17 protein-coding genes are annotated in these 17,803 nt (G+C 67.4%); 5 read left to right on the top strand and 12 right to left on the bottom strand.

The genetic code is table 11. The features are described from left to right. Nucleotides 1-30: 30 nt before the first annotated feature. From ACWW36_RS06815 to ftsH, 7 genes are all read right to left on the bottom strand, one after another. Nucleotides 31-1,407, bottom strand: coding sequence for a DUF6779 domain-containing protein (locus ACWW36_RS06815; protein ID WP_456140821.1), 1,377 nt, complete (start codon nucleotides 1,405-1,407; stop codon nucleotides 31-33). 77 nt (nucleotides 1,408-1,484) lie between these two features. Further along, nucleotides 1,485-1,961 carry a DUF3180 domain-containing protein gene (locus ACWW36_RS06820; RefSeq protein WP_456140822.1) on the bottom strand — a complete coding sequence of 159 codons (477 nt, stop codon included), beginning with the start codon at nucleotides 1,959-1,961 and terminating at the stop codon, nucleotides 1,485-1,487. Next, nucleotides 1,961-2,473 (bottom strand): 2-amino-4-hydroxy-6-hydroxymethyldihydropteridine diphosphokinase, encoded by a 513-nt coding sequence (folK, locus tag ACWW36_RS06825; RefSeq protein WP_456140823.1) that lies wholly within the window; start codon nucleotides 2,471-2,473, stop codon nucleotides 1,961-1,963. The genes ACWW36_RS06820 and folK overlap by 1 nt, the downstream gene beginning before the upstream one ends. Next, the gene (gene folB, locus ACWW36_RS06830) at nucleotides 2,470-2,838 is read right to left on the bottom strand and encodes a dihydroneopterin aldolase (protein ID WP_456140824.1); all 369 of its coding nucleotides are present in this window, start codon (nucleotides 2,836-2,838) and stop codon (nucleotides 2,470-2,472) included. Before folB ends, folK begins: the two co-directional genes overlap by 4 nt. Then, nucleotides 2,831-3,652 carry a dihydropteroate synthase gene (gene folP, locus ACWW36_RS06835; RefSeq protein WP_456140825.1) on the bottom strand — a complete coding sequence of 274 codons (822 nt, stop codon included), beginning with the start codon at nucleotides 3,650-3,652 and terminating at the stop codon, nucleotides 2,831-2,833. The genes folB and folP overlap by 8 nt, the downstream gene beginning before the upstream one ends. Then, entirely contained in the window at nucleotides 3,649-4,284 is a 636-nt protein-coding gene (gene folE, locus ACWW36_RS06840) for a GTP cyclohydrolase I FolE (RefSeq protein ID WP_456140826.1), read from the bottom strand. Before folE ends, folP begins: the two co-directional genes overlap by 4 nt. An 18-nt stretch (nucleotides 4,285-4,302) precedes the next feature. Continuing rightward, entirely contained in the window at nucleotides 4,303-6,630 is a 2,328-nt protein-coding gene (gene ftsH / locus ACWW36_RS06845) for an ATP-dependent zinc metalloprotease FtsH (RefSeq protein ID WP_456140827.1), read from the bottom strand. Nucleotides 6,631-6,828: 198 nt separating this feature from the next. Here ftsH and ACWW36_RS06850 point away from each other — a divergent pair, with 198 nt between their 5' ends. From ACWW36_RS06850 to ACWW36_RS06865, 4 genes are read left to right on the top strand one after another with little or no spacing between them, the layout of a single operon-like run. After that, nucleotides 6,829-7,791 carry an alpha/beta fold hydrolase gene (locus ACWW36_RS06850; RefSeq protein WP_456142392.1) on the top strand — a complete coding sequence of 321 codons (963 nt, stop codon included), beginning with the start codon at nucleotides 6,829-6,831 and terminating at the stop codon, nucleotides 7,789-7,791. Further along, nucleotides 7,792-8,982, top strand: coding sequence for an LLM class flavin-dependent oxidoreductase (locus tag ACWW36_RS06855; RefSeq protein ID WP_456140828.1), 1,191 nt, complete (start codon nucleotides 7,792-7,794; stop codon nucleotides 8,980-8,982). Next, a complete protein-coding gene (locus ACWW36_RS06860) occupies nucleotides 8,982-10,004 on the top strand; it encodes a zinc-binding dehydrogenase (RefSeq protein ID WP_456140829.1) in 1,023 nt (340 codons plus the stop codon). Before ACWW36_RS06855 ends, ACWW36_RS06860 begins: the two co-directional genes overlap by 1 nt. A 10-nt stretch (nucleotides 10,005-10,014) precedes the next feature. Continuing rightward, nucleotides 10,015-10,755, top strand: coding sequence for an SIMPL domain-containing protein (locus ACWW36_RS06865; protein WP_456140830.1), 741 nt, complete (start codon nucleotides 10,015-10,017; stop codon nucleotides 10,753-10,755). A 15-nt stretch (nucleotides 10,756-10,770) separates the two neighbouring features. Here the strand turns inward: ACWW36_RS06865 and ACWW36_RS06870 are convergent, their stop codons facing one another. The 5 genes from ACWW36_RS06870 to dacB all read right to left on the bottom strand — a co-directional run bounded on the left by ACWW36_RS06870 (nucleotide 10,771) and on the right by dacB (nucleotide 17,162). After that, complete coding sequence (locus ACWW36_RS06870) at nucleotides 10,771-13,002, bottom strand: molybdopterin-dependent oxidoreductase (protein WP_456140831.1); 2,232 nt, start codon at nucleotides 13,000-13,002, stop codon at nucleotides 10,771-10,773. A 163-nt stretch (nucleotides 13,003-13,165) separates the two neighbouring features. Then, a complete protein-coding gene (gene hpt, locus ACWW36_RS06875; protein WP_456140832.1) occupies nucleotides 13,166-13,780 on the bottom strand; it encodes a hypoxanthine phosphoribosyltransferase in 615 nt (204 codons plus the stop codon). 12 nt (nucleotides 13,781-13,792) lie between these two features. Continuing rightward, nucleotides 13,793-14,755 (bottom strand): tRNA lysidine(34) synthetase TilS, encoded by a 963-nt coding sequence (tilS, locus tag ACWW36_RS06880; protein ID WP_456140833.1) that lies wholly within the window; start codon nucleotides 14,753-14,755, stop codon nucleotides 13,793-13,795. After that, entirely contained in the window at nucleotides 14,734-15,783 is a 1,050-nt protein-coding gene (locus ACWW36_RS06885; RefSeq protein ID WP_456140834.1) for a zinc-dependent metalloprotease, read from the bottom strand. The genes tilS and ACWW36_RS06885 overlap by 22 nt, the downstream gene beginning before the upstream one ends. After that, nucleotides 15,780-17,162, bottom strand: coding sequence for a D-alanyl-D-alanine carboxypeptidase/D-alanyl-D-alanine endopeptidase (gene dacB / locus ACWW36_RS06890; RefSeq protein WP_456140835.1), 1,383 nt, complete (start codon nucleotides 17,160-17,162; stop codon nucleotides 15,780-15,782). The genes ACWW36_RS06885 and dacB overlap by 4 nt, the downstream gene beginning before the upstream one ends. Before the next feature lie 101 nt (nucleotides 17,163-17,263). Here dacB and ACWW36_RS06895 point away from each other — a divergent pair, with 101 nt between their 5' ends. Then, a complete protein-coding gene (locus ACWW36_RS06895) occupies nucleotides 17,264-17,752 on the top strand; it encodes an inorganic diphosphatase (RefSeq protein ID WP_456142393.1) in 489 nt (162 codons plus the stop codon). Nucleotides 17,753-17,803 lie beyond the last annotated feature (51 nt).

Raw genomic sequence — 17,803 nt, forward strand, 5'->3', positions numbered from 1 at the left:
CGGGTACCGGACGTCCGCTACGAGACTAACTCACTCGTCGCGGCGCCGGCGACGGCCACCTCCGGTAGGCGTCGCCTGCAACCTGGCCAGCAGCTCAGCGACGGACTGTCCTCCGGTGTCCTCGGCGCTACGGTGCCGCGGCCGCGCGGGGGTCTGTTGCGGTGGCGGCGGTGGCGGCTGCGCGGGCTCGGTAGCCAACGTAGGGGGTACGTGCGGACGTTCGGGATCGGTCGTCTCCGCTGAAGCGGAATGGCGGCCGCGAGGGGGCTCGGTGTGCGGTGGTGACATCGTCGGCCGAGCCGACGAATCAGACTCGGTCGGCCGAGCCGACGAATCAGACACATCTGCTTCAGAGACGACTGGTTCAGGCGCCGTATCGGACGCGGCTGGTTCATGCGCTCTTCGCCTGCCGACATATTCACCGGATGAGCCGTTGTCACCCGTCGGCGCGGCCCAGTTGCTACCTGGTGTTCCGGCTGGTGCCCAAAGCCCCTCGGCGGGTGCTGGCCGCCACGACGTCGGCGGGGCTTGCGCGGAAACGGGTTCGGGCTCCGGACGCGGCGGCGGTTCGGGCGGCTTCTGCGGTTGCTCTTGTTGCGGTGGCAGCCAAGGGAATTCGGGCTCGGGCGCTTGTTCCGGTGCAGGCTCCGGAGTAGGTGGTGGCTCACGAGCCGGCGGCGGCGTCCACACGCGAGGCGGCTCGTCCGCCCGATGCCGCCTGCCTTCCTGCTCCATCTCCGATGGCCTGCGATGCGCCCCGCCGAAGGCCGCTGACGGTACCCACTCAGGCTCAGGCGGATGCGGCTCCGCGGGCACGTCGATGATCGGGCTTTCCTCGGTCCGCTCGTCGGTGTCGTAACGGTCCTCTGCGTCGATCCGGCTTGAGGTCACGCGCCCTGTGGTCTCGGAGTCGCGGGCCCAGTCGCTGTAAGCACGGACCGTCGTGCGTTCGTTTTCGATCGCAGGCCGGTGTGACAGGTCGGCGTCGAAGAGGATCTCCAAGTTCGCGCGCAGCGCCGCCAATTCGGCGCGCAGTCCTGCGACCTCGTCGGCCGCCTGGGCACGCAGCTCGGAGGCCAGCTCGCGGCGCAGCTCGGTTTCCACCGTCAGCTCGTATTCGCGTCGCGCAGAGATTTCCCGGTCGAGTTGCAGGTCGTACACCAGCTTCAGGTCCCGCACCTTGGCTTGGTCGATATCGCTTTGTCTGCGGTAGATGACGGATACGAATGCGGCCACCACGGCCGCCCACAACGCCAGGATTACGGCCAGCTTCAACAGCTCTACCCGGCTGGTGAACACCAGGGCAGAACTCGCCCCGATGGCGAGCACCAGCAACACCGTCATCAGCGCCCAGCCCGGCCTGCGGCCGCCGCGCCGGGAGCGGGCGCTGCGGGTCAGATCGGTCATGGGCCGACTGTACCCGCCACAGGTCGGCTCGCGTGTCGACCTCTTCGGCGATTCGGCAGGTAGAGCGTGCGCACCAGCTACTCGGTGGCACCGTCGGCGTTGTCGGGGGGTTCCTCCGGAGACTTGCAGCAATGCTGAAGCCACAGTGCGGCGATCACCAGCGCGAGCGCACTGGCCGCGGCGACGACCGCCCCGGCGGTGTCCTCACCGGCCACCCGCAGACTGCTTCGGCGCGGCAAAAGATAGACCAACACGGCGATCCACCATCCGAGTACCAGCGCGCCCACCCACGCCGACGCTTTGGCGATCATCACCGACCGCGCCACCGCCAGCGGATGCAGCCAGCCGGGCCCGTCACCGATCTGTCCGTCGTTGATTTTGGACCGCACGTAAAAGGCCCAGCCCGCCTCGGCGATCGCGACCGCGAGCAGGGAAACCCCGGTCCACACCGTGATCGGCGGGAACCATCGGTACAGCAGCACGACTAGCATGTAGCCGACGACGGCGGCGGCGACCGCCGCGGCCGTCAGGTCACGCTTGCGGGTCGGCCCCATCAGGACAACACCAGGCCGGTCAGGTGTACGCCGTCGCGCTCTGCGGGGTCGATTTCGGCGAGCAGCTTGTCGATGCGCCGCAGTCCGCCTGCGACGGTCAGCGTCGCGTCGGGCTCGACCGCGAGCCATGGAATCAACACGAACGCCCGCAGATGCGCCAGTGGGTGCGGCAGTGTCAGGCCCTCGTCGCGGGACGTGATCTCGTCGTCGCCGTCATGACATGTGACGAGATCGACGTCGAGGCTGCGTGGACCCCATCGCTGACCGCGCACGCGCCCTGCGACCTGCTCCAGATCTTGGGCGCGACGCAGCCAGCCGTGGCCGTCGAGTGCGGGGTCGTCGGCGATGAGCACCGCGTTGAGGAAGGCGCCCTGTTCGACGCCGCCCCACGGATCGGTCTCGTACACCGGCGAGATCCCGCGCACCGCGCCGTCGAGCCCGTCGACGACTGACTGCAGGCGCGCCAACCGATCGCCGATGTTCGACCCGATCGACAGCACAACCCTGCTCATGCGTCGCCCCTCGAACGGCGCGCCACCACAGCCACATCCGCGAATGTCAACGGGATCGGTGCCGACGGTTTGTGCACGACGACCTCGACGGCATGCACGCGTTGGTCGGTCATCACGTCGTCGGCGATGTCGCCCGCGACCGCCTCGATGAGTTTGCGCGGCGGGCCCGCCACGATGTCGGCGGCCCGCTGCGCCAACTCGCCGTAATCCATGGTGTCTGCGAGGTCGTCGCTGGCCGCCGCCTGCGCCAGGTCGATCCACACTGTGATGTCGACGACGAAGTCCTGGCCGTCGCGGCGTTCGTGCTCGAACACACCGTGATGACCACGAATAGTCAAGCCCCGCAGCTCGATTCGGTCAGCCATCGTCCCACGCCTCGAGCACCTTGAGCGCGTCGACCGATGCACGCACGTCGTGCACTCGCACTCCCCACGCCCCGTAAAGGCCTGCCAGCGCCGAGATCACCGCAGTGGCTGTCTCGCGTCCATCGGGCGAGCGCGGTTCGCCGTCGGGACCGGCAAGCAGCGTGCCGAGGAATCGCTTGCGCGATGCGCCCACCAATACCGGAATTCCGGTGGCGACGAACTCGGGCAACGCACGCAGCAGTGCCCAATTGTGTTGTGCTGTCTTGGCGAATCCGAGTCCTGGGTCGATGATCAGCTTGGCGGAATCGACCCCGGCGGACACCGCGGCATCGACGCTGGCGAGCAATTCGTCGCGCACCTCCACCACGACATCACCGTAGGGCGGCACCTCGTGTGGACGCTCAGCGCCGACCGACCGCCAATGCATCAGCACCCATGGAACTTTCGCGTCGGCGATCAGCGGCGCCATGTTCGGATCGGCGCGGCCGCCGGATACGTCGTTGACTATTTGAGCGCCGTTCTCAAGCGCCGCCTGCGCCACCTCGGCGTGCATGGTGTCTATGCTCACCGTAATTCCTTGCCCGGCAAGCTCTTTGATCACCGGCAGCACGCGTGCGGTCTCGACTCGAGGATCGATGCGGGTGGCGCCGGGGCGGGTCGACTCGCCGCCGACGTCGACGATCGCGGCGCCTTCTGCGGCCAGTGCGAGACCGTGCTGGACGGCGCGGTCACGGTCGAGGAACAATCCTCCGTCGGAAAACGAGTCGTCGGTGACGTTCACGACCCCCATGACCTGCACGCGCGTCGGGCTCACTTCCGCAGGATCAGATCCAGCGCCTCGGAGCGCGATGACGCATCGCACTTGAACTGACCGCGCACGGCCGATGTGGTGGTGACCGCCCCCGGCTTGCGCACGCCGCGCATCGACATACACAGATGCTCGGCCTCGACGACGACGATGACGCCGCGCGGATCCAGCTTGCGCATCAGCGCATCGGCGATCTGGGCGGTCAGCCGTTCCTGTACCTGGGGCCGCTTGGCGTAAAGGTCCACCAGCCTGGCGATCTTCGACAGCCCCGTCACCCGGCCGTCGACACCAGGGATGTATCCGACGTGCGCGACCCCGTGGAACGCCACCAGGTGGTGTTCGCAGGTGGAGTACAGCGGGATCTGTTTGACCAGCACCAGCTCGTCGTGCTGTTCGTCGAAGGTGGTGTCCAGCACGGTGTCCGGGTCGGTGTAGAGCCCGGCGAACATCTCTTTGTATGCCCGTGCCACACGCGCAGGGGTGTCCTCTAACCCGTGGCGGTCGGGGTTTTCCCCGACCGCGATCAGCAACTCTCGCACGGCAGCTTCGGCGCGTGGTTGGTCGAATGCCGGGGTGGTGAACGTGGTCGAGTTGTTGTGCGACACCTGCTGAACCGCTCCTCGCGTGCGCGGGGTCATCGCGACCCTCCGTATCTGTCAGCCCTGAGCCGGCGGATTGGACCGGTTGTCCTGGCCCGAGTCCTCATTATTCGGGTTTGGCGCGGGAGCCCCGCCCCCAGGTGCGGGTGGCCCGGGCTGCGGGTAGGGCTGATACGGCGGGTAAGGCGTCGGAGCCGCTCCCGCGGCGACGTTGGGGTTCTGCCAGTGCGGCGGCGGATACCAGTACCCCTGCTGCGGTTGCTGGGCCGGCGGCTGCTGCTGCGGAGGCCAGCCGGGCGCATGCCAGCCGGCGGGCGCGCCGTAGTCGGGTTGGGTGGGCACGTTGGCGGGAGTTGGGTTGGCGCCGTTGCCATTTGTACCGTTCTGGCGTGCAGCCTCGGCGGCCTGGGAGGCTTGCGCGATGGCGGCCTTGAACGCGGGCTCCGGTTGCGGCTTGGGCCATGGTTCGCCGCGCTCGATCGCCAGCTCGCCGGGCGTCTTGATCGGCGGCTTGTCGGAGGGGACACGGCCACCGAAGTCGTCGAACATCGTCAGCCGCGGACGCTTCTTGACGTCACCGAAGATCGCTTCGAGTTCGGCGCGGTGCAGCGTCTCCTTCTCCAGCAGTTCGCCGGCGAGGATGTCGAGCACGTCGCGGTACTCGGTGAGGATCTCCCACGCCTCGGTGTGCGCGGCCTCGATGAGCTTGCGCACCTCGTCGTCGATGATCTGCGCGACTTCGTGGCTGTAGTCCGCCTGGACTCCCATCGTGCGGCCGAGGAACGGGTCGCCGTGCTCGGTGCCGTAACGCACCGCGCCGAGCTTGGAGCTCATGCCGTATTCGGTGACCATGGCGCGGGCGATCTTCGTGGCCTGCTCGATGTCGGAGACCGCGCCGGTGGTCGGCTCCCGGAAGACGAGTTCTTCTGCGGCGCGTCCGCCCATCGCGAACACCAGCCGCGCGATCATCTCGGAGCGGGTCATCAAACCCTTGTCGTCCTCGGGCACGGCGACGGCGTGGCCGCCGGTGCGGCCGCGGGCCAGGATCGTCACCTTGTAGATCGGCTCGATGTCGGGCATCGCCCACGCCGCGAGCGTGTGCCCACCCTCGTGGTAGGCGGTGATCTTCTTCTCGTGCTCGCTGATGATGCGGCCCTTGCGGCGCGGCCCGCCGACGACGCGGTCCACTGCCTCCTCGAGCGCCGCCGAGGTGATGACCGTGCCGTTCTCGCGCGCGGTCAGCAGCGCTGCCTCGTTGATCACGTTGGCCAGGTCAGCGCCGGACATGCCGACGGTGCGCTTGGCGAGACCGTCCAGGTCGGCGTCGGGCGCGACGGGTTTGCCCTGCGAGTGGACGCGCAGCACAGCGCGACGGCCGGCGATGTCGGGGTTGGACACCGGGATCTGCCGGTCGAAGCGGCCGGGGCGCAGCAGGGCGGGGTCGAGGATGTCGGGGCGGTTGGTGGCCGCGATCAGGATGACGCCCTGGCGCTCGCCGAAGCCGTCCATCTCGACGAGCAGCTGGTTCAACGTCTGCTCGCGCTCGTCGTGGCCGCCGCCGAGGCCGGCGCCACGCTGGCGGCCGACGGCGTCGATCTCGTCGACGAAGATGATGCACGGGCTGTTCTGTTTGGCCTGCTCGAACAGGTCGCGGACGCGGGATGCGCCGACGCCGACGAACATCTCGACGAAGTCCGAACCCGAAATCGTGAAGAACGGAACTCCGGCCTCACCCGCGACGGCCCGCGCGAGCAGCGTCTTGCCGGTGCCGGGCGGGCCGTACAGCAGCACGCCCTTGGGGATCTTGGCGCCAAGCGCCTGGTAGCGCGACGGGTTCTGCAGGAAGTCCTTGATCTCGTAGAGCTCTTCGACGGCCTCGTCGACACCGGCCACGTCGGCGAACGTGGTCTTGGGCATGTCCTTGTTGAGCATCTTGGCGCGGGACTTGCCGAAGCCGAAGCCCATGCGGCCGCCGGTCTGCATGCGCGAGAACATCACGAACAGCCCGACTAAAAGCAGCAGCGGCAGCAGGTAGATCAGCAGCGAACCGAGCACGTTGCCCTGGTTCACCATGGTGTTGGTCTTGGCGTTCTTGGCCTGCAGCGCGTCGAACAGCGGCACCCCATAGCCGGTGGGGTATTTGGTGATGATCTTGTCGCTGTTGTCGGTGTCGGCGTTGCCGTTCTTCAGCTCCAGCCGCACCTGCTGTTCACGGTCGTCGATCTGCGCGCTCTTGACGTTGTCGCTGTTGATCTGGGCCATCGCCACCGAGGTGTCGACGGGCTTATATCCGCGGGTGTCGTCGCTGAAATAGAAGAACGACCAGCCCAGCAGCAGCACCACGGCGATCGCGGTGAGCGTGCGGATCACATTTTTCCGGTTCATCAAGCATCGGCCGTCGCGGCCAGGTCCTTCCAATATGCGCAGATGGAAACCTCAAGGCTACCGCTATATCAACGTTGCCAAGTTCCCGGCGGTTCTGCCGCCTCCTGTCCGGCGAACGTTGGTTACCCGCACGCTTCCTGCGCTCAAGGCGTGAGGTAAGCGCACACTCGGCGCTGAGAACTGTGCTTGGCTGTGACCGTGCTCACCTCGACCGAGCGGTTAGTTGAGACGAACGGGGTACGGCTTCGGGTGATCGAGGCGGGGGAGCGTGGCGCGCCGGTCGTCGTGCTTGCCCACGGTTTCCCCGAGCTGGCCTACTCGTGGCGCCACCAGATTCCCGCGTTGGCCGAGGCGGGCTACCACGTGCTGGCGCCCGATCAGCGCGGTTACGGCGGGTCGTCGAAGCCTGCGGCAGTCGACGCGTACAACGTGGTGGAGCTGTCCGCCGACATCGTCGGCTTGCTTGACGACGTTGGCGCGCAGCGGGCCGTGCTGGTCGGGCACGACTTCGGCGGCGTGGTCGCGTGGACGGCGCCGCTGCTGCATCCCGACCGGTTCGCCGGGATCGTCGGCCTGAGCGTTCCGCCGGTGCCGCGGCCACAGGTTCCGACGACGCAGGCCTTCCGCAAGGTCTTCGGCGACAATTTCTTCTACATCCTCTACTTCCAGGAGCCGGGGCCCGCCGATGCGGAACTGTCACGCGATCCCGCGACCACACTGCGACGGCTCATGGGCCCACTGGGGACCAACGACGAATCGGCGGCCCTGCGGATGCTCCAACCCGGCCCGCAGGGATTCATCGACCGCATCCCCGAGCCGGGCGGGCTGCCGGACTGGATCACCGAGGACGAATTCGACCACTACGTAAGCGAATTCACGCGTAACGGCTTCACACCGCCGCTGAACTGGTATCGCTGCTTCGACCTCAACTGGGAACTGACCGCGATGACGCCGGCCGCCACCATCTCAGTGCCGTCGCTGTTCATCGGCGGAGCCGCGGACCCCACGCTGGCTTACACGCCGAGGAACCGCGTGCGCGAAGTCGTCTCCGGCGACTATCGCGAGGTCATGATCGAGGGGGCGGGCCATTGGATCCAGCAGGAACGGCCCGATGACGTCAACGCGGCGTTGCTCGACTTCCTATCAAGATTGGAGCTGTAGATGACCCGCCCACTCAATTTCGGGGTATTCATCACGCCGTTTCATCCCGTCGGCCAATCCCCCACTCTCGCACTGGAATACGACATGGAACGAACGGTCGCTCTTGACCGGCTCGGCTATGACGAGGTGTGGTTCGGCGAGCATCACTCCGGCGGCTACGAGTTGATCTCCTGCCCCGAGGTGTTCATCGCGGCGGCCGCCGAGCGGACCAAGCACATCCGGCTCGGCACCGGCGTGGTGTCGTTGCCGTATCACCATCCGCTGATGGTCGCCGACCGGTGGGTGCTGCTCGACCACCTCACCCGCGGACGCGTGATGTTCGGCACCGGGCCGGGCGCGCTGCCGTCGGATGCCTTCATGATGGGCATCGATCCGGTCGAACAGCGGCGGATGATGCAGGAATCGCTGGAGGCCATCCTCGCGCTGTTCCGCGCCGCGCCAGACGAGCGGATCAACCGGCATTCGGACTGGTTCACGCTTCGCGACGCCCAGCTGCACATCCGGCCCTACACCTGGCCGTATCCCGAAATCTCCACGGCGGCAATGATTTCCCCGTCCGGTCCGCGCCTCGCGGGAGCGCTTGGCACGTCGCTGCTGTCGCTGTCGATGTCCGTGCCTGGCGGATACGCGGCGCTGGAGAACACGTGGCAGGTGGTCGTCGATCAGGCCGAGAAGTCCGGGCTCGACGAACCGGACCGCGCCAATTGGCGGGTGCTGTCCATCATCCATCTGGCCGATACGCGGGATCAGGCGATCGACGACTGCACGTACGGGCTGCAGGACTTCTCGAACTACTTCGGGGCGGCAGGTTTTGTGCCGCTGTCGAATTCGGTTGAGGGCACGCAGTCGCCACGCGAGTTCGTCGAGGAGTATGCGGGCAAAGGCAACTGCTGCATCGGCACCCCCGGCGACGCGGTCGCCTACATTCAGGATCTGCTGGACACGTCCGGCGGCTTCGGCACTCTGCTGTTGCTGGGCCACGACTGGGCGCCCCCGCGGGCCACGTACCACTCGTATGAGTTGTTCGCCAGGGAGGTCATGCCGCACTTCAAGGGTCAGCTGAGTGCGCCGCGGGCCTCGCACGACTGGGCTAGGGGCATGCGCGACAAGCTGCTTGGCCGCGCGGGCGAAGCGATCGTCAAGGCAATCTCCGAACACACCGACGAACTCAAGGAACAGGAGCAAACCTGATGCGCGCCTCGGTGCTTCGTAACGGCCGCATGGTCCTGCGCGACGACGTGCCCGAGCCAGTGCCCGGCCAAGGTCAGGTGCTCGTCGAGGTGAAGGCGTGCGGGATCTGCGGCTCAGATCTGCATTTCGCCAAACACGGCCAGAATGTGCTGAAGGTCAGCGAGGAGATGTCCGGTCTGTCGCTTGGCGACGTCAAGGTCGACCTGTCTGAAGACGTGTTCATGGGGCACGAGTTCAGTGCGGAGGTCCTCGAAGCCGGCCCCGATACCGAAGCACCTGCGCCGGGGACGGTGGTCACGTCGATACCAGTGCTGCTCTCGGCGACCGGTTTAGAGCCGATCATCTACTCCAACACCATGATCGGCGGTTACGCCGAGCGAATGCTCTTGTCGGCGCCGCTGCTGCTGCCGGTGCCCAACGGCCTGGATCCTGAACGGGCCGCGCTGACCGAGCCGATGGCGGTCGGCCTGCACGCGGTCAACAAGTCGGCGATCCAGCCCGGTGAAGTGGCCCTGGTGTTGGGTTGTGGGCCGATAGGGATCGCGATCATCGCCGCGCTGCGCCATCGCGGCGTGGAACACATTGTGGCCGCGGACTTCTCGCCCAAGCGACGTCAACTCGCGCAGACGATGGGCGCAGAAGAAGTTGTCGACCCTGCACAGGGCTCACCGTTCGACACGGCCAGACCCGCGGTGGTGTTCGAGGCGGTCGGTGTGCCGGGGATCATCAACGACGTCATGCGCAGGGCGCCGATGGGCAGCCGGCTTGTCGTCGCCGGCGTATGCATGGAGCCCGACACCGTGCTGCCGTTCTTCGGCACGGCCAAGGAGATCAGCGTCCAGTTCGTGTTCGCTTACGACCCCAATGAATTCGCCGATACGTTGCGGGCCATCGCCGAGGGCGAGATCGATGTCGCGCCGCTGATCACCGGCGCGGTTGGCCTCGACGCCGTCGGCGAAGCGTTCGACGAGCTCGCCCACCCCGACGCGCATTGCAAGATCATGGTGACGCCCTCACGCTAAGGTGCCAGGCATGCCGATCGCAGCGAGAGCGAAGATACCCAAACGACTTCTCCTCCTCGCCGCGGCGGGGCTTGCGGTCGCGGGTCTGTCGGCTTGCGACTCGTCATCGGGGCCTGCGGGCAGCGTCGACAAAGACACCCGGCAAGTCACCGTCGTCGGCGCCGGCCAGGTTCAGGGCACGCCGGACACGCTGACCGTCAGCGCCGCGATCGAGTTCGTCGCACCTGACGTCAGCGGCGCGATGAACCAGACCAGTGACCGTCAGCAAGCCGTCATCGACGCGTTGGTTGGCTCGGGCATCGACCGCAAGGACATCAAGACGACGCAGGTGAGCCTGCAGCCACAGTTCGCCGGCGGCGACAGCACCGCGATCGTCGGCTACCGGGCGAGCAATTCCATCGAGGTGAAGATTCGCAAGCTCGACTCCGCGTCTGCGGCGCTGACCTTGATCGTCAGCACGGGCGGTGACGCCACCCGCATCAACTCCGTCAACTATTCGATCGACGACGATTCGCAGCTCGTCAAGGACGCCCGCGCCCGCGCCTTCAACGATGCGAAGGACCGCGCGCAGCAGTACGCGCAGCTGTCCGGGCTGGACCTCGGCAAGGTCATCTCGATCACCGAATCGGGCGGCGCTGTACCCCCGACGCCGGTGCCGAGCTTCAAGGGTGCCGAGATGGCCGCGGTGCCGCTAGAGCCAGGCCAGCAGACCGTCGGCTTTTCCGTGACGGTGATCTGGGAGCTGGCGTAAATTCCGCGGAGCCCACTAGCCCGCGGGTGCGATATCGACCGGTATGCCATTCAGCACAGCCGTGCCCGACAGCGGGTCGAGCTGGTTGCCGTCGTTGAGCTGGTTGACGTTGACGCCCGGTTGACCCGAGGCAACGCCCTGCCCGGTCCCGCCGCGGTCGTGCCCCCACCCGTGTGGCAAGGACACCACGCCGCGCCGCATCCCGGGCGTGGCCTCCACCGGCGCGACGAGATCACCGCCCGGGCCCTTGATGACCGCGTTGTCGGTCAGGCCGAGCTCCGCGGCGTCGTCCGGATGGATCTGCAGCGTGCAGCGATTCGTGCCGCCCAGCAGAGCGGGCAGGTTGTGCATCCAGCTGTTGTTGGACCGCAGGTGCCGCCTGCCGATGAGGACGAAGCCGTCGGCGCCGCGTCCGATCGAGTCGCGCAAGCGCGCGGCGTCGGCGATCAGGGGCTCCGGCGCGAGTTCGACCTTGCCGGACGCGGTACGCAGTACCGCTGGTAGCCGAGGTTGCAGCGGTCCGAGGTCGATGCCGTGTGGAGCGGCCTTGAGCTTTTCCAGGGTCAGGCCGTCTGGTTTGGCGCCGAACGCATCGCCGTAGGCGCCGAGACGAAGCATCATGTCGAGGCGACGCTCGTAGCCCGGGCCGTCGGTGAGCATTGCGGTCAGCTCCTCGACGTCGCGCCCGGCGACCGGCGAGTTCGCGTCGGCGGTCTCCTTGGCCAGTGTCATCCCGATGACCTGAGCATCGACCAGGCCCGGATCGCCGTCGTGGCCGATGCCGTAGAGGATCAGAGCGACGCGCGACAGGATCTCGGGCTCGTCGGGACGCCCGTGAGGCGGCAGCGCCGGCGGCGAGTATCGGGCGTTGTTGCGCACCGCGAGGTTGTTGAGCGCGAGATCGAAGTGAGCGCTCTGCGACGGCGGCGGAGGCGGCAGGATGACGTCGGCGTGACGGGTCGTCTCGTTGAGGTACGGGTCGATGCTGAGAACGAAGCCCACGCCGTCGAGCGCGCGGTCGAGGCGGTCGCCGTCGGGCGCCGACAGCACGGGGTTGCCCGCAATCGTGATCATCGCCTTGATCTGACCGTCGCCGGGCGTCTCGATCTCCTCGGCGAGCGCGGTCGCGGGCAGTTCCGACAGGACTTCGGGATAGCCGGACACGCGGCTGTGCCAGCGCCCCGTCTTAAACCCTCGACCGGGGCCTGCAGGCCGCGGCGCAGGCGCGACGGGAGAAAGGGGGAACATCGCGCCGCCGGGGCGATCGAGGTTTCCGGTGAGGACGTTGATGACGTCGACGAGCCAGCTGCCGAGCGTCCCGAATTCGACTGTGCTGGTGCCGATTCGGCCGTAGACCGCGGCCGAGGGCGCTGCGGCGATTTCGCGGGCCAGTGTGCGGATCTCGTCGGCGGGCACACCGCAGTGGCGTGTGACGGCCTCAGGCGAGAACTCGTCGGCCAGGGCGCGGACGCTCTCAACACCGTTGACGTGTTCGGCCACTCCCCCGAGATCCGGTGCGACGAGACCTTCTTCGAACAACACGTGCACAATCGCGAACAGCAGCGCGGCATCGGTGCCGGGCCGCGGGGCGATGTGGCGATCGGCGAGTTCGGCGGTGCGCGTGCGGGCAGGATCGATGACGGTGAACCGGCCGCCGCGCTTGCGCAACGCCCGCAGCTTGCCGGGGAAGTCGGCGGCGGTGGCCAAACTGCCGTTGGACACAAGAGGATTCGCACCGATGATCACGAGATAGTCTGTGCGGTCCAGATCGGGCACTGTGAACGCGACGGGGCTGCCGAACATATAGCCCAGCGAGACATGCTTGGGCATCTGATCCAGCGTGCTGGCCGAATACACCTGACGTGTGCCGAGCGCTTTGATGATCAGCGGCGCGTACAGGCCGCCGGCGATCGTGTGCGCATTCGGGTTGCCGAGGTACACCCCGACGGACGAGCCCCCGTGCTCACGGATGACCTCGCCGAGCCGATCGGCGATAACGGCGAATGCCTCATCCCAGGTCGCCTCCGTCAACACCCCGTCGCGGCGCACGAGCGGTCGCGCCAGCCGGTCGGGATCGTTGTCGAGTTCGGCGAAGCTCGCACCCTTCGGGCAGATGAAGCCCTTGCTGAAGACGTCCTCGCGGTCGCCGCGGGCACCGCTCACCCGGCCGTCGGAGATAGTCAGCGTCAGGCCGCAGGTGGCCTCGCACAGCGGGCAGATCCGTAGGGCGGTCTCGGTCGTTGCCATCCCCGCATTCTGCGCCGCGTTGTAGCCTCCGCGCCATTACGCAGGGAGTAATTCTGCTCGAGGGAGTGCATCACCCCACATCTCGCGGAGTGCTAGCGCCGAAATTGCACTCAGGGTCGTGATTCTTGGTCAACAGCCCTGAGTGCAATCTCGTCGCTAGCACTCACAGCTGCTCGTACACCTTGGGGTCGAGCGTGCCGATGTAGGGCAGGTCGCGGTAGCGCTCGGCGTAGTCCAGGCCGTAGCCCACCACGAACTCGTTGGGAATGTCGAACCCCACGTATTCGATGCCGACGTCGGCGCGCACGGCATCGGGTTTACGCAGCAGCGCACACACCCGCAGCGACCGCGGCCCGCGCGATGCGAGGTTGCGCAGCAGCCAGGACAGCGTCAGCCCGGAGTCGACGATGTCCTCGACGATCAGCACGTCGCGGTCGCTGATGTCACGGTCGAGGTCCTTGAGGATGCGCACCACGCCCGACGACGACGTCGACGAGCCATAGGAGCTGACCGCCATGAACTCCAGCTGCGTTGGCAGCGGAATCGCACGCGCCAGATCGGTGACGAACATGACCGCACCCTTGAGCACGGTGACCAGCAAGAGGTCCTGCTCGACGATCGCCTTCCGATAGTCCTCGCCTACCTGTGCGCCAAGCTGCGCGATGCGGCCCTGAATCTCGTCCGACGAGAGCAACACCGACTTGATGTCGCCCGGGTACAGCTCGGCGGGTTGCTCAGGCACGTCAACAGCGTGCCATGTGATCACGCCGACGACCAACGCGACGTCCCCTCACACTGGTTCGGTATGCAGCGTGAGCATCCCGTCGCGCCGGCCGGCGATGAGCCGCTGGCTGCGCAGTGGCGAGCCCACGGCCACCCCGCCCTGGCCGCGCCACGCCGTGACCAGGCCGTCCACGCCGCGAATCTGCTTGTCGGTCAGATTGTTGGCACCCCCTGCCAGCAGCCACCCCCGAATTACCCTGCGCCGGACCGCCTCCGGAAGGGCGGCCAGCCGAGCGGTGTCCAACCCTTCACCGGTTCCGATGTCGGACAGCGCGCGCCGCGCTAGTTCGTCGAGTGTGTCGGTGTCCTCCCGCAACGCCGTCGCCGTCCGGGCCAGGGCTTCGGCGACCCCGCCGCCGAGCACGTCCTCCAGCAGCGGCAGCACCTCGGTACGCAGTCGCGTGCGGGTGAACCGGCTGTCGGAATTGTGCGGATCGTGCCACGGCGTCAAACCGAGCTCGGTGCATGCGGTGTGCGTGAGCACGCGACGGACACCCAGCAATGGGCGGCACCACGGAGGATCACACGGGCGCATTCCGGCGATCGAGCGCGCTCCCGATCCGCGGCCCAAACCCAGCAGCACGGTCTCGGCCTGGTCGTCGAGCGTGTGCGCCAACAGCACCGGCGCATCGCCGCGAGCCGCATCCAAAGCTTCATACCGAGCGGCGCGGGCCGCCGCCTCCGGGCCGCCGGTCGTGCCCACATCGACGCAAAGCACCTGGGCGGCAACACATCCCAACGCCAACGCTTGGTCACGCGCAGTCTCAGCCACTCGGCCGGAATCAGGCTGCAGCCCGTGGTCGACGATCAGCGCAGTGGTCGGCTTCAGAGAGGCTGCGACGGCGGTCAGCGCCAGGGAGTCCGGGCCGCCGGACAGTCCGACGCACCAGCGCTCGTCGGCGTCGGTGTACTCGCGCGCGAACTTGGCGACAGCTGCGGCCAATGTCGCTACAGGACGCGATCGATCCATCGCTGTGGCTCGTCGACTTCGGTTGGCAGCGGCAGTGTTTCGGGGCTGGACCACACCGCGTTGAACCGCGTCATTCCGACGCGGGACACCACGTGGTCGACGAATGCCTTGCCCCGGGTGTACTGGCTGAGCTTGGCGTCGAACCCCAGCAGCGCTCGCACCACCCGCTGCAGCGGCGGCTGTTTGCGCTGGCGTCTTTCGTCGAAGCGGCGACGGATCGTCGTCACCGACGGCACCACGGCGGGACCGACCGCGTCCATCACATGGTCGGCATGGCCTTCCAGCAGGGTGCCCAACACCAGCAGCTGATCCAGCGCCCGCCGTTGCGGTTCGGATTGCACCGCGCGCAGGAGCCCGATGATTCCGTTTGAATTCGGTTCGGGCGCAGCGCCGTTCCTGCTGCGAACGTACTCCGCAAGGCGGCCTACTACCTGGCCGACGTCGTCACCGGCATCCTCCGTCAGCACCGCCAACGACTTCGACATGTGCTCGGCCAGCCACGGGTTGGCCCTGAACTGGACCCGATGGGTGACCTCGTGCAGACAGACCCACAGCCGGAAATCGGCTGGCAATACTCGTAATTGGCGTTCGACGGCGATCACGTTCGGGTAGACGAGCAGCAGTTCGCCACCGTTGGGGCCGAACGGGTCGTATTGACCGAGGATGCCCGACGAGATGAACGCGAGCACCGCCCCGGTCTGTGCACCGGTGATACGTCCCGTGATGAAGTGCGGCTTGGCGGTGTCCTTGTCACCCCCGGTCATGATCCGCATGGATTTCGTTGCGGCGCGGATCCATTCGACGCGGTCGACGATGCGCGCTTCGGGAATCACGCCGCCCTCGTTCAGACCGGTGACCTCGCGCACGGGCAGCTCGGCGCTGCGCGATGCCTCAGTCAACTGGTCGATGACCTGGCGACGGGTGTAGTCGGTGGCCGCAGGCCCCGGCCGGGCCAGCTTCGAACCCACGTCCGCGGCGAATTGCCAATCGACGGCACGACCGACCGTCAGGCTCGATGACGCGCTCATGTGCTGCACCCGCACGAGCGAAGCGTGGCGGCCAGCGCGTCGATGGCCGTGCGGCCCGTCGGCCCGGCGTTGTTCGAGATGAAGGCGAATGTCAATACCCGCCCGCTGGCGTCGGTGACGATGCCGGCCAGCGCATTGGTTGCAGTCAGCGATCCGGTCTTGGCCCGCAGATAGCCGGCGGCCGCGCGCCCCGCGTCGGTGTCCAGATAGCGGTTCGACAGCGTGCCGCTGCCACCGGCGATCGGCAGCAGATCCAACAGCGGCCGCAGGCGTGGTTGGTCATCGCCTGCCGCGGCGTTCACCACGCCATCGAGCGTTTCGGCGGTCAGCCGGTCGTCGACCGACAAGCCGCTCGAATCGAGCAGCCGTGCGCCGCCGGTGTCGATCTTCCCTTTGTCGAGTTGCGCGAGGACCGCCTGCGCGGCGCCGTCGAAACTCTGCGGGCGATTGGTTGCCTCGGCGACCTCGCGCCCGGTCGACTCGGCCATCACGTTGTCGGAGGCGTTCATCATTTCCCGCAGCCGCTCGATCAACGGCGGCGACTGCACTGCCGCAATCTCCTTGCCGTCGCGAACACCCGTCGGCAGCACGGTGACCGTGGCGGGGTTGACCTTCAGCGCGATGGCCAGGGCGCGGCCCGCGTCCAGCGCGGGCGTTCTCGACCGTGCGGAGTCGACGCTCACCGGCTGGGTGCGCCCGCCGTCGAGCATCACCGCCTCCATCGGCGCGATGTCGCCGCCGTCGATGTCGATCGGATCCCAACCCGGCGCCATCGGCGGCCCGCTGTAGGCGCTGATGTCGACCTGGACGGTGGTCACGTTGACGCCGTTACTGCGGACCTGGTCAGCAAGGTCGCTGATCCGCGCGGCATCCCGATACCACGTCGCCTGTCCCCGCGGCGCCGCCGACAGCGTCGGGTCACCGCCGCCCTTGAGCACGACGACGCCAGGCTGGCCGGTCGTCAGCACCCGAGTGGTCAACCGCGCGTCGCGGTTCAGGGTCAACAACGCCGCGGCAGCGGTCAGCACCTTGTTCGTCGACGCCGGCTGCATCGGGATGGTGGCACCCTGCGCCCACAGCTGTGCGCCGGTGATCGCGTCGGTGATGCGGCCGGTCAGGTTGCCAAGGTTCGGGTCCGCGACGAACGGGGCGAGCGTCGCGGCCAGGCGGTCGGGTGTCGGCTTGGTCGCCGAGTCGGCCAGCGGCACGATGCCTGGCTGGGCGGTTGCCGCGGCAGGCGCCGGCTTGACCGCCTGCGCGCCGCTGGTGGACCTGCTCGTGGTCAGCAACGCCGCCACCGCGACGACAGCAGCGACTAGTAAAAGCACCGCCACCCCGACCACGACATGTGTGGATCGGCGCCACCGAGTGGGCCGCATAACTCTCCTGCTCAATCGACCGCCCCCTTACAGCAGCGTATCGCTCCACTATGGTGAGCCCCGTCCCCAAGACCTTCAGCACAGGGCAAGGAGCCGCGGCGGTGCAGTTCGACGTAGTCATCGAGATTCCGAAGGGTTCACGCAACAAGTACGAGGTGGACCACGACACCGGCCGGGTGAAGCTGGACCGCTACCTGTACACGTCGATGGCCTATCCCACCGACTACGGCTTCATCGAGGACACCCTCGGCGAAGACGGCGACCCGCTGGATGCGCTCGTGCTGCTCCCCGAACCGCTGTTCCCCGGCTGCTTGGTGGAGGCGCGTCCGGTCGCCATGTTCCAGATGACCGACGAGGCCGGCGGCGACGACAAGGTGCTGTGCGTGCCCGCAGGCGACAAGCGCTGGGACCACATCCAGGACATCGGCGACGTGCCCGAGCAGATTCTCGAAGAGGTCAAGCACTTCTTCGTGCACTACAAAGACCTCGAGCCCAACAAATTCGTCAAGGCCGCCGACTGGGTGGGCCGCGACAAGGCCGAAGCAGAAGTGCAGCGTTCGCTGGAGCGCTTCAAGACCACCGGTCACTGACCGCGGCCGCGCTACACGAATTAGCGCGCCCGTAACACGGCGTAACGCAGG

Source organism: Mycobacterium sp. MMS18-G62 (assembly GCF_053877835.1).

Bases quoted from the DNA above. Each gene is read 5' to 3' on its own strand.
- folB (WP_456140824.1), bottom strand. From the start codon at position 2,838: ATGGCTGACCGAATCGAGCTGCGGGGCTTGACTATTCGTGGTCATCAC.
- folE (WP_456140826.1), bottom strand. From the start codon at position 4,284: ATGACCCCGCGCACGCGAGGAGCGGTTCAGCAGGTGTCGCACAACAAC.
- ACWW36_RS06865 (WP_456140830.1), top strand. From the start codon at position 10,015: ATGCCGATCGCAGCGAGAGCGAAGATACCCAAACGACTTCTCCTCCTC.
- dacB (WP_456140835.1), bottom strand. From the start codon at position 17,162: ATGCGGCCCACTCGGTGGCGCCGATCCACACATGTCGTGGTCGGGGTG.
- ACWW36_RS06870 (WP_456140831.1), bottom strand. From the start codon at position 13,002: ATGGCAACGACCGAGACCGCCCTACGGATCTGCCCGCTGTGCGAGGCC.
- tilS (WP_456140833.1), bottom strand. From the start codon at position 14,755: ATGGATCGATCGCGTCCTGTAGCGACATTGGCCGCAGCTGTCGCCAAG.
- folK (WP_456140823.1), bottom strand. From the start codon at position 2,473: ATGAGCAGGGTTGTGCTGTCGATCGGGTCGAACATCGGCGATCGGTTG.
- ACWW36_RS06885 (WP_456140834.1), bottom strand. From the start codon at position 15,783: ATGAGCGCGTCATCGAGCCTGACGGTCGGTCGTGCCGTCGATTGGCAA.
- ACWW36_RS06815 (WP_456140821.1), bottom strand. From the start codon at position 1,407: ATGACCGATCTGACCCGCAGCGCCCGCTCCCGGCGCGGCGGCCGCAGG.
- ACWW36_RS06855 (WP_456140828.1), top strand. From the start codon at position 7,792: ATGACCCGCCCACTCAATTTCGGGGTATTCATCACGCCGTTTCATCCC.
- ACWW36_RS06820 (WP_456140822.1), bottom strand. From the start codon at position 1,961: ATGGGGCCGACCCGCAAGCGTGACCTGACGGCCGCGGCGGTCGCCGCC.
- ftsH (WP_456140827.1), bottom strand. From the start codon at position 6,630: ATGAACCGGAAAAATGTGATCCGCACGCTCACCGCGATCGCCGTGGTG.
- ACWW36_RS06860 (WP_456140829.1), top strand. From the start codon at position 8,982: ATGCGCGCCTCGGTGCTTCGTAACGGCCGCATGGTCCTGCGCGACGAC.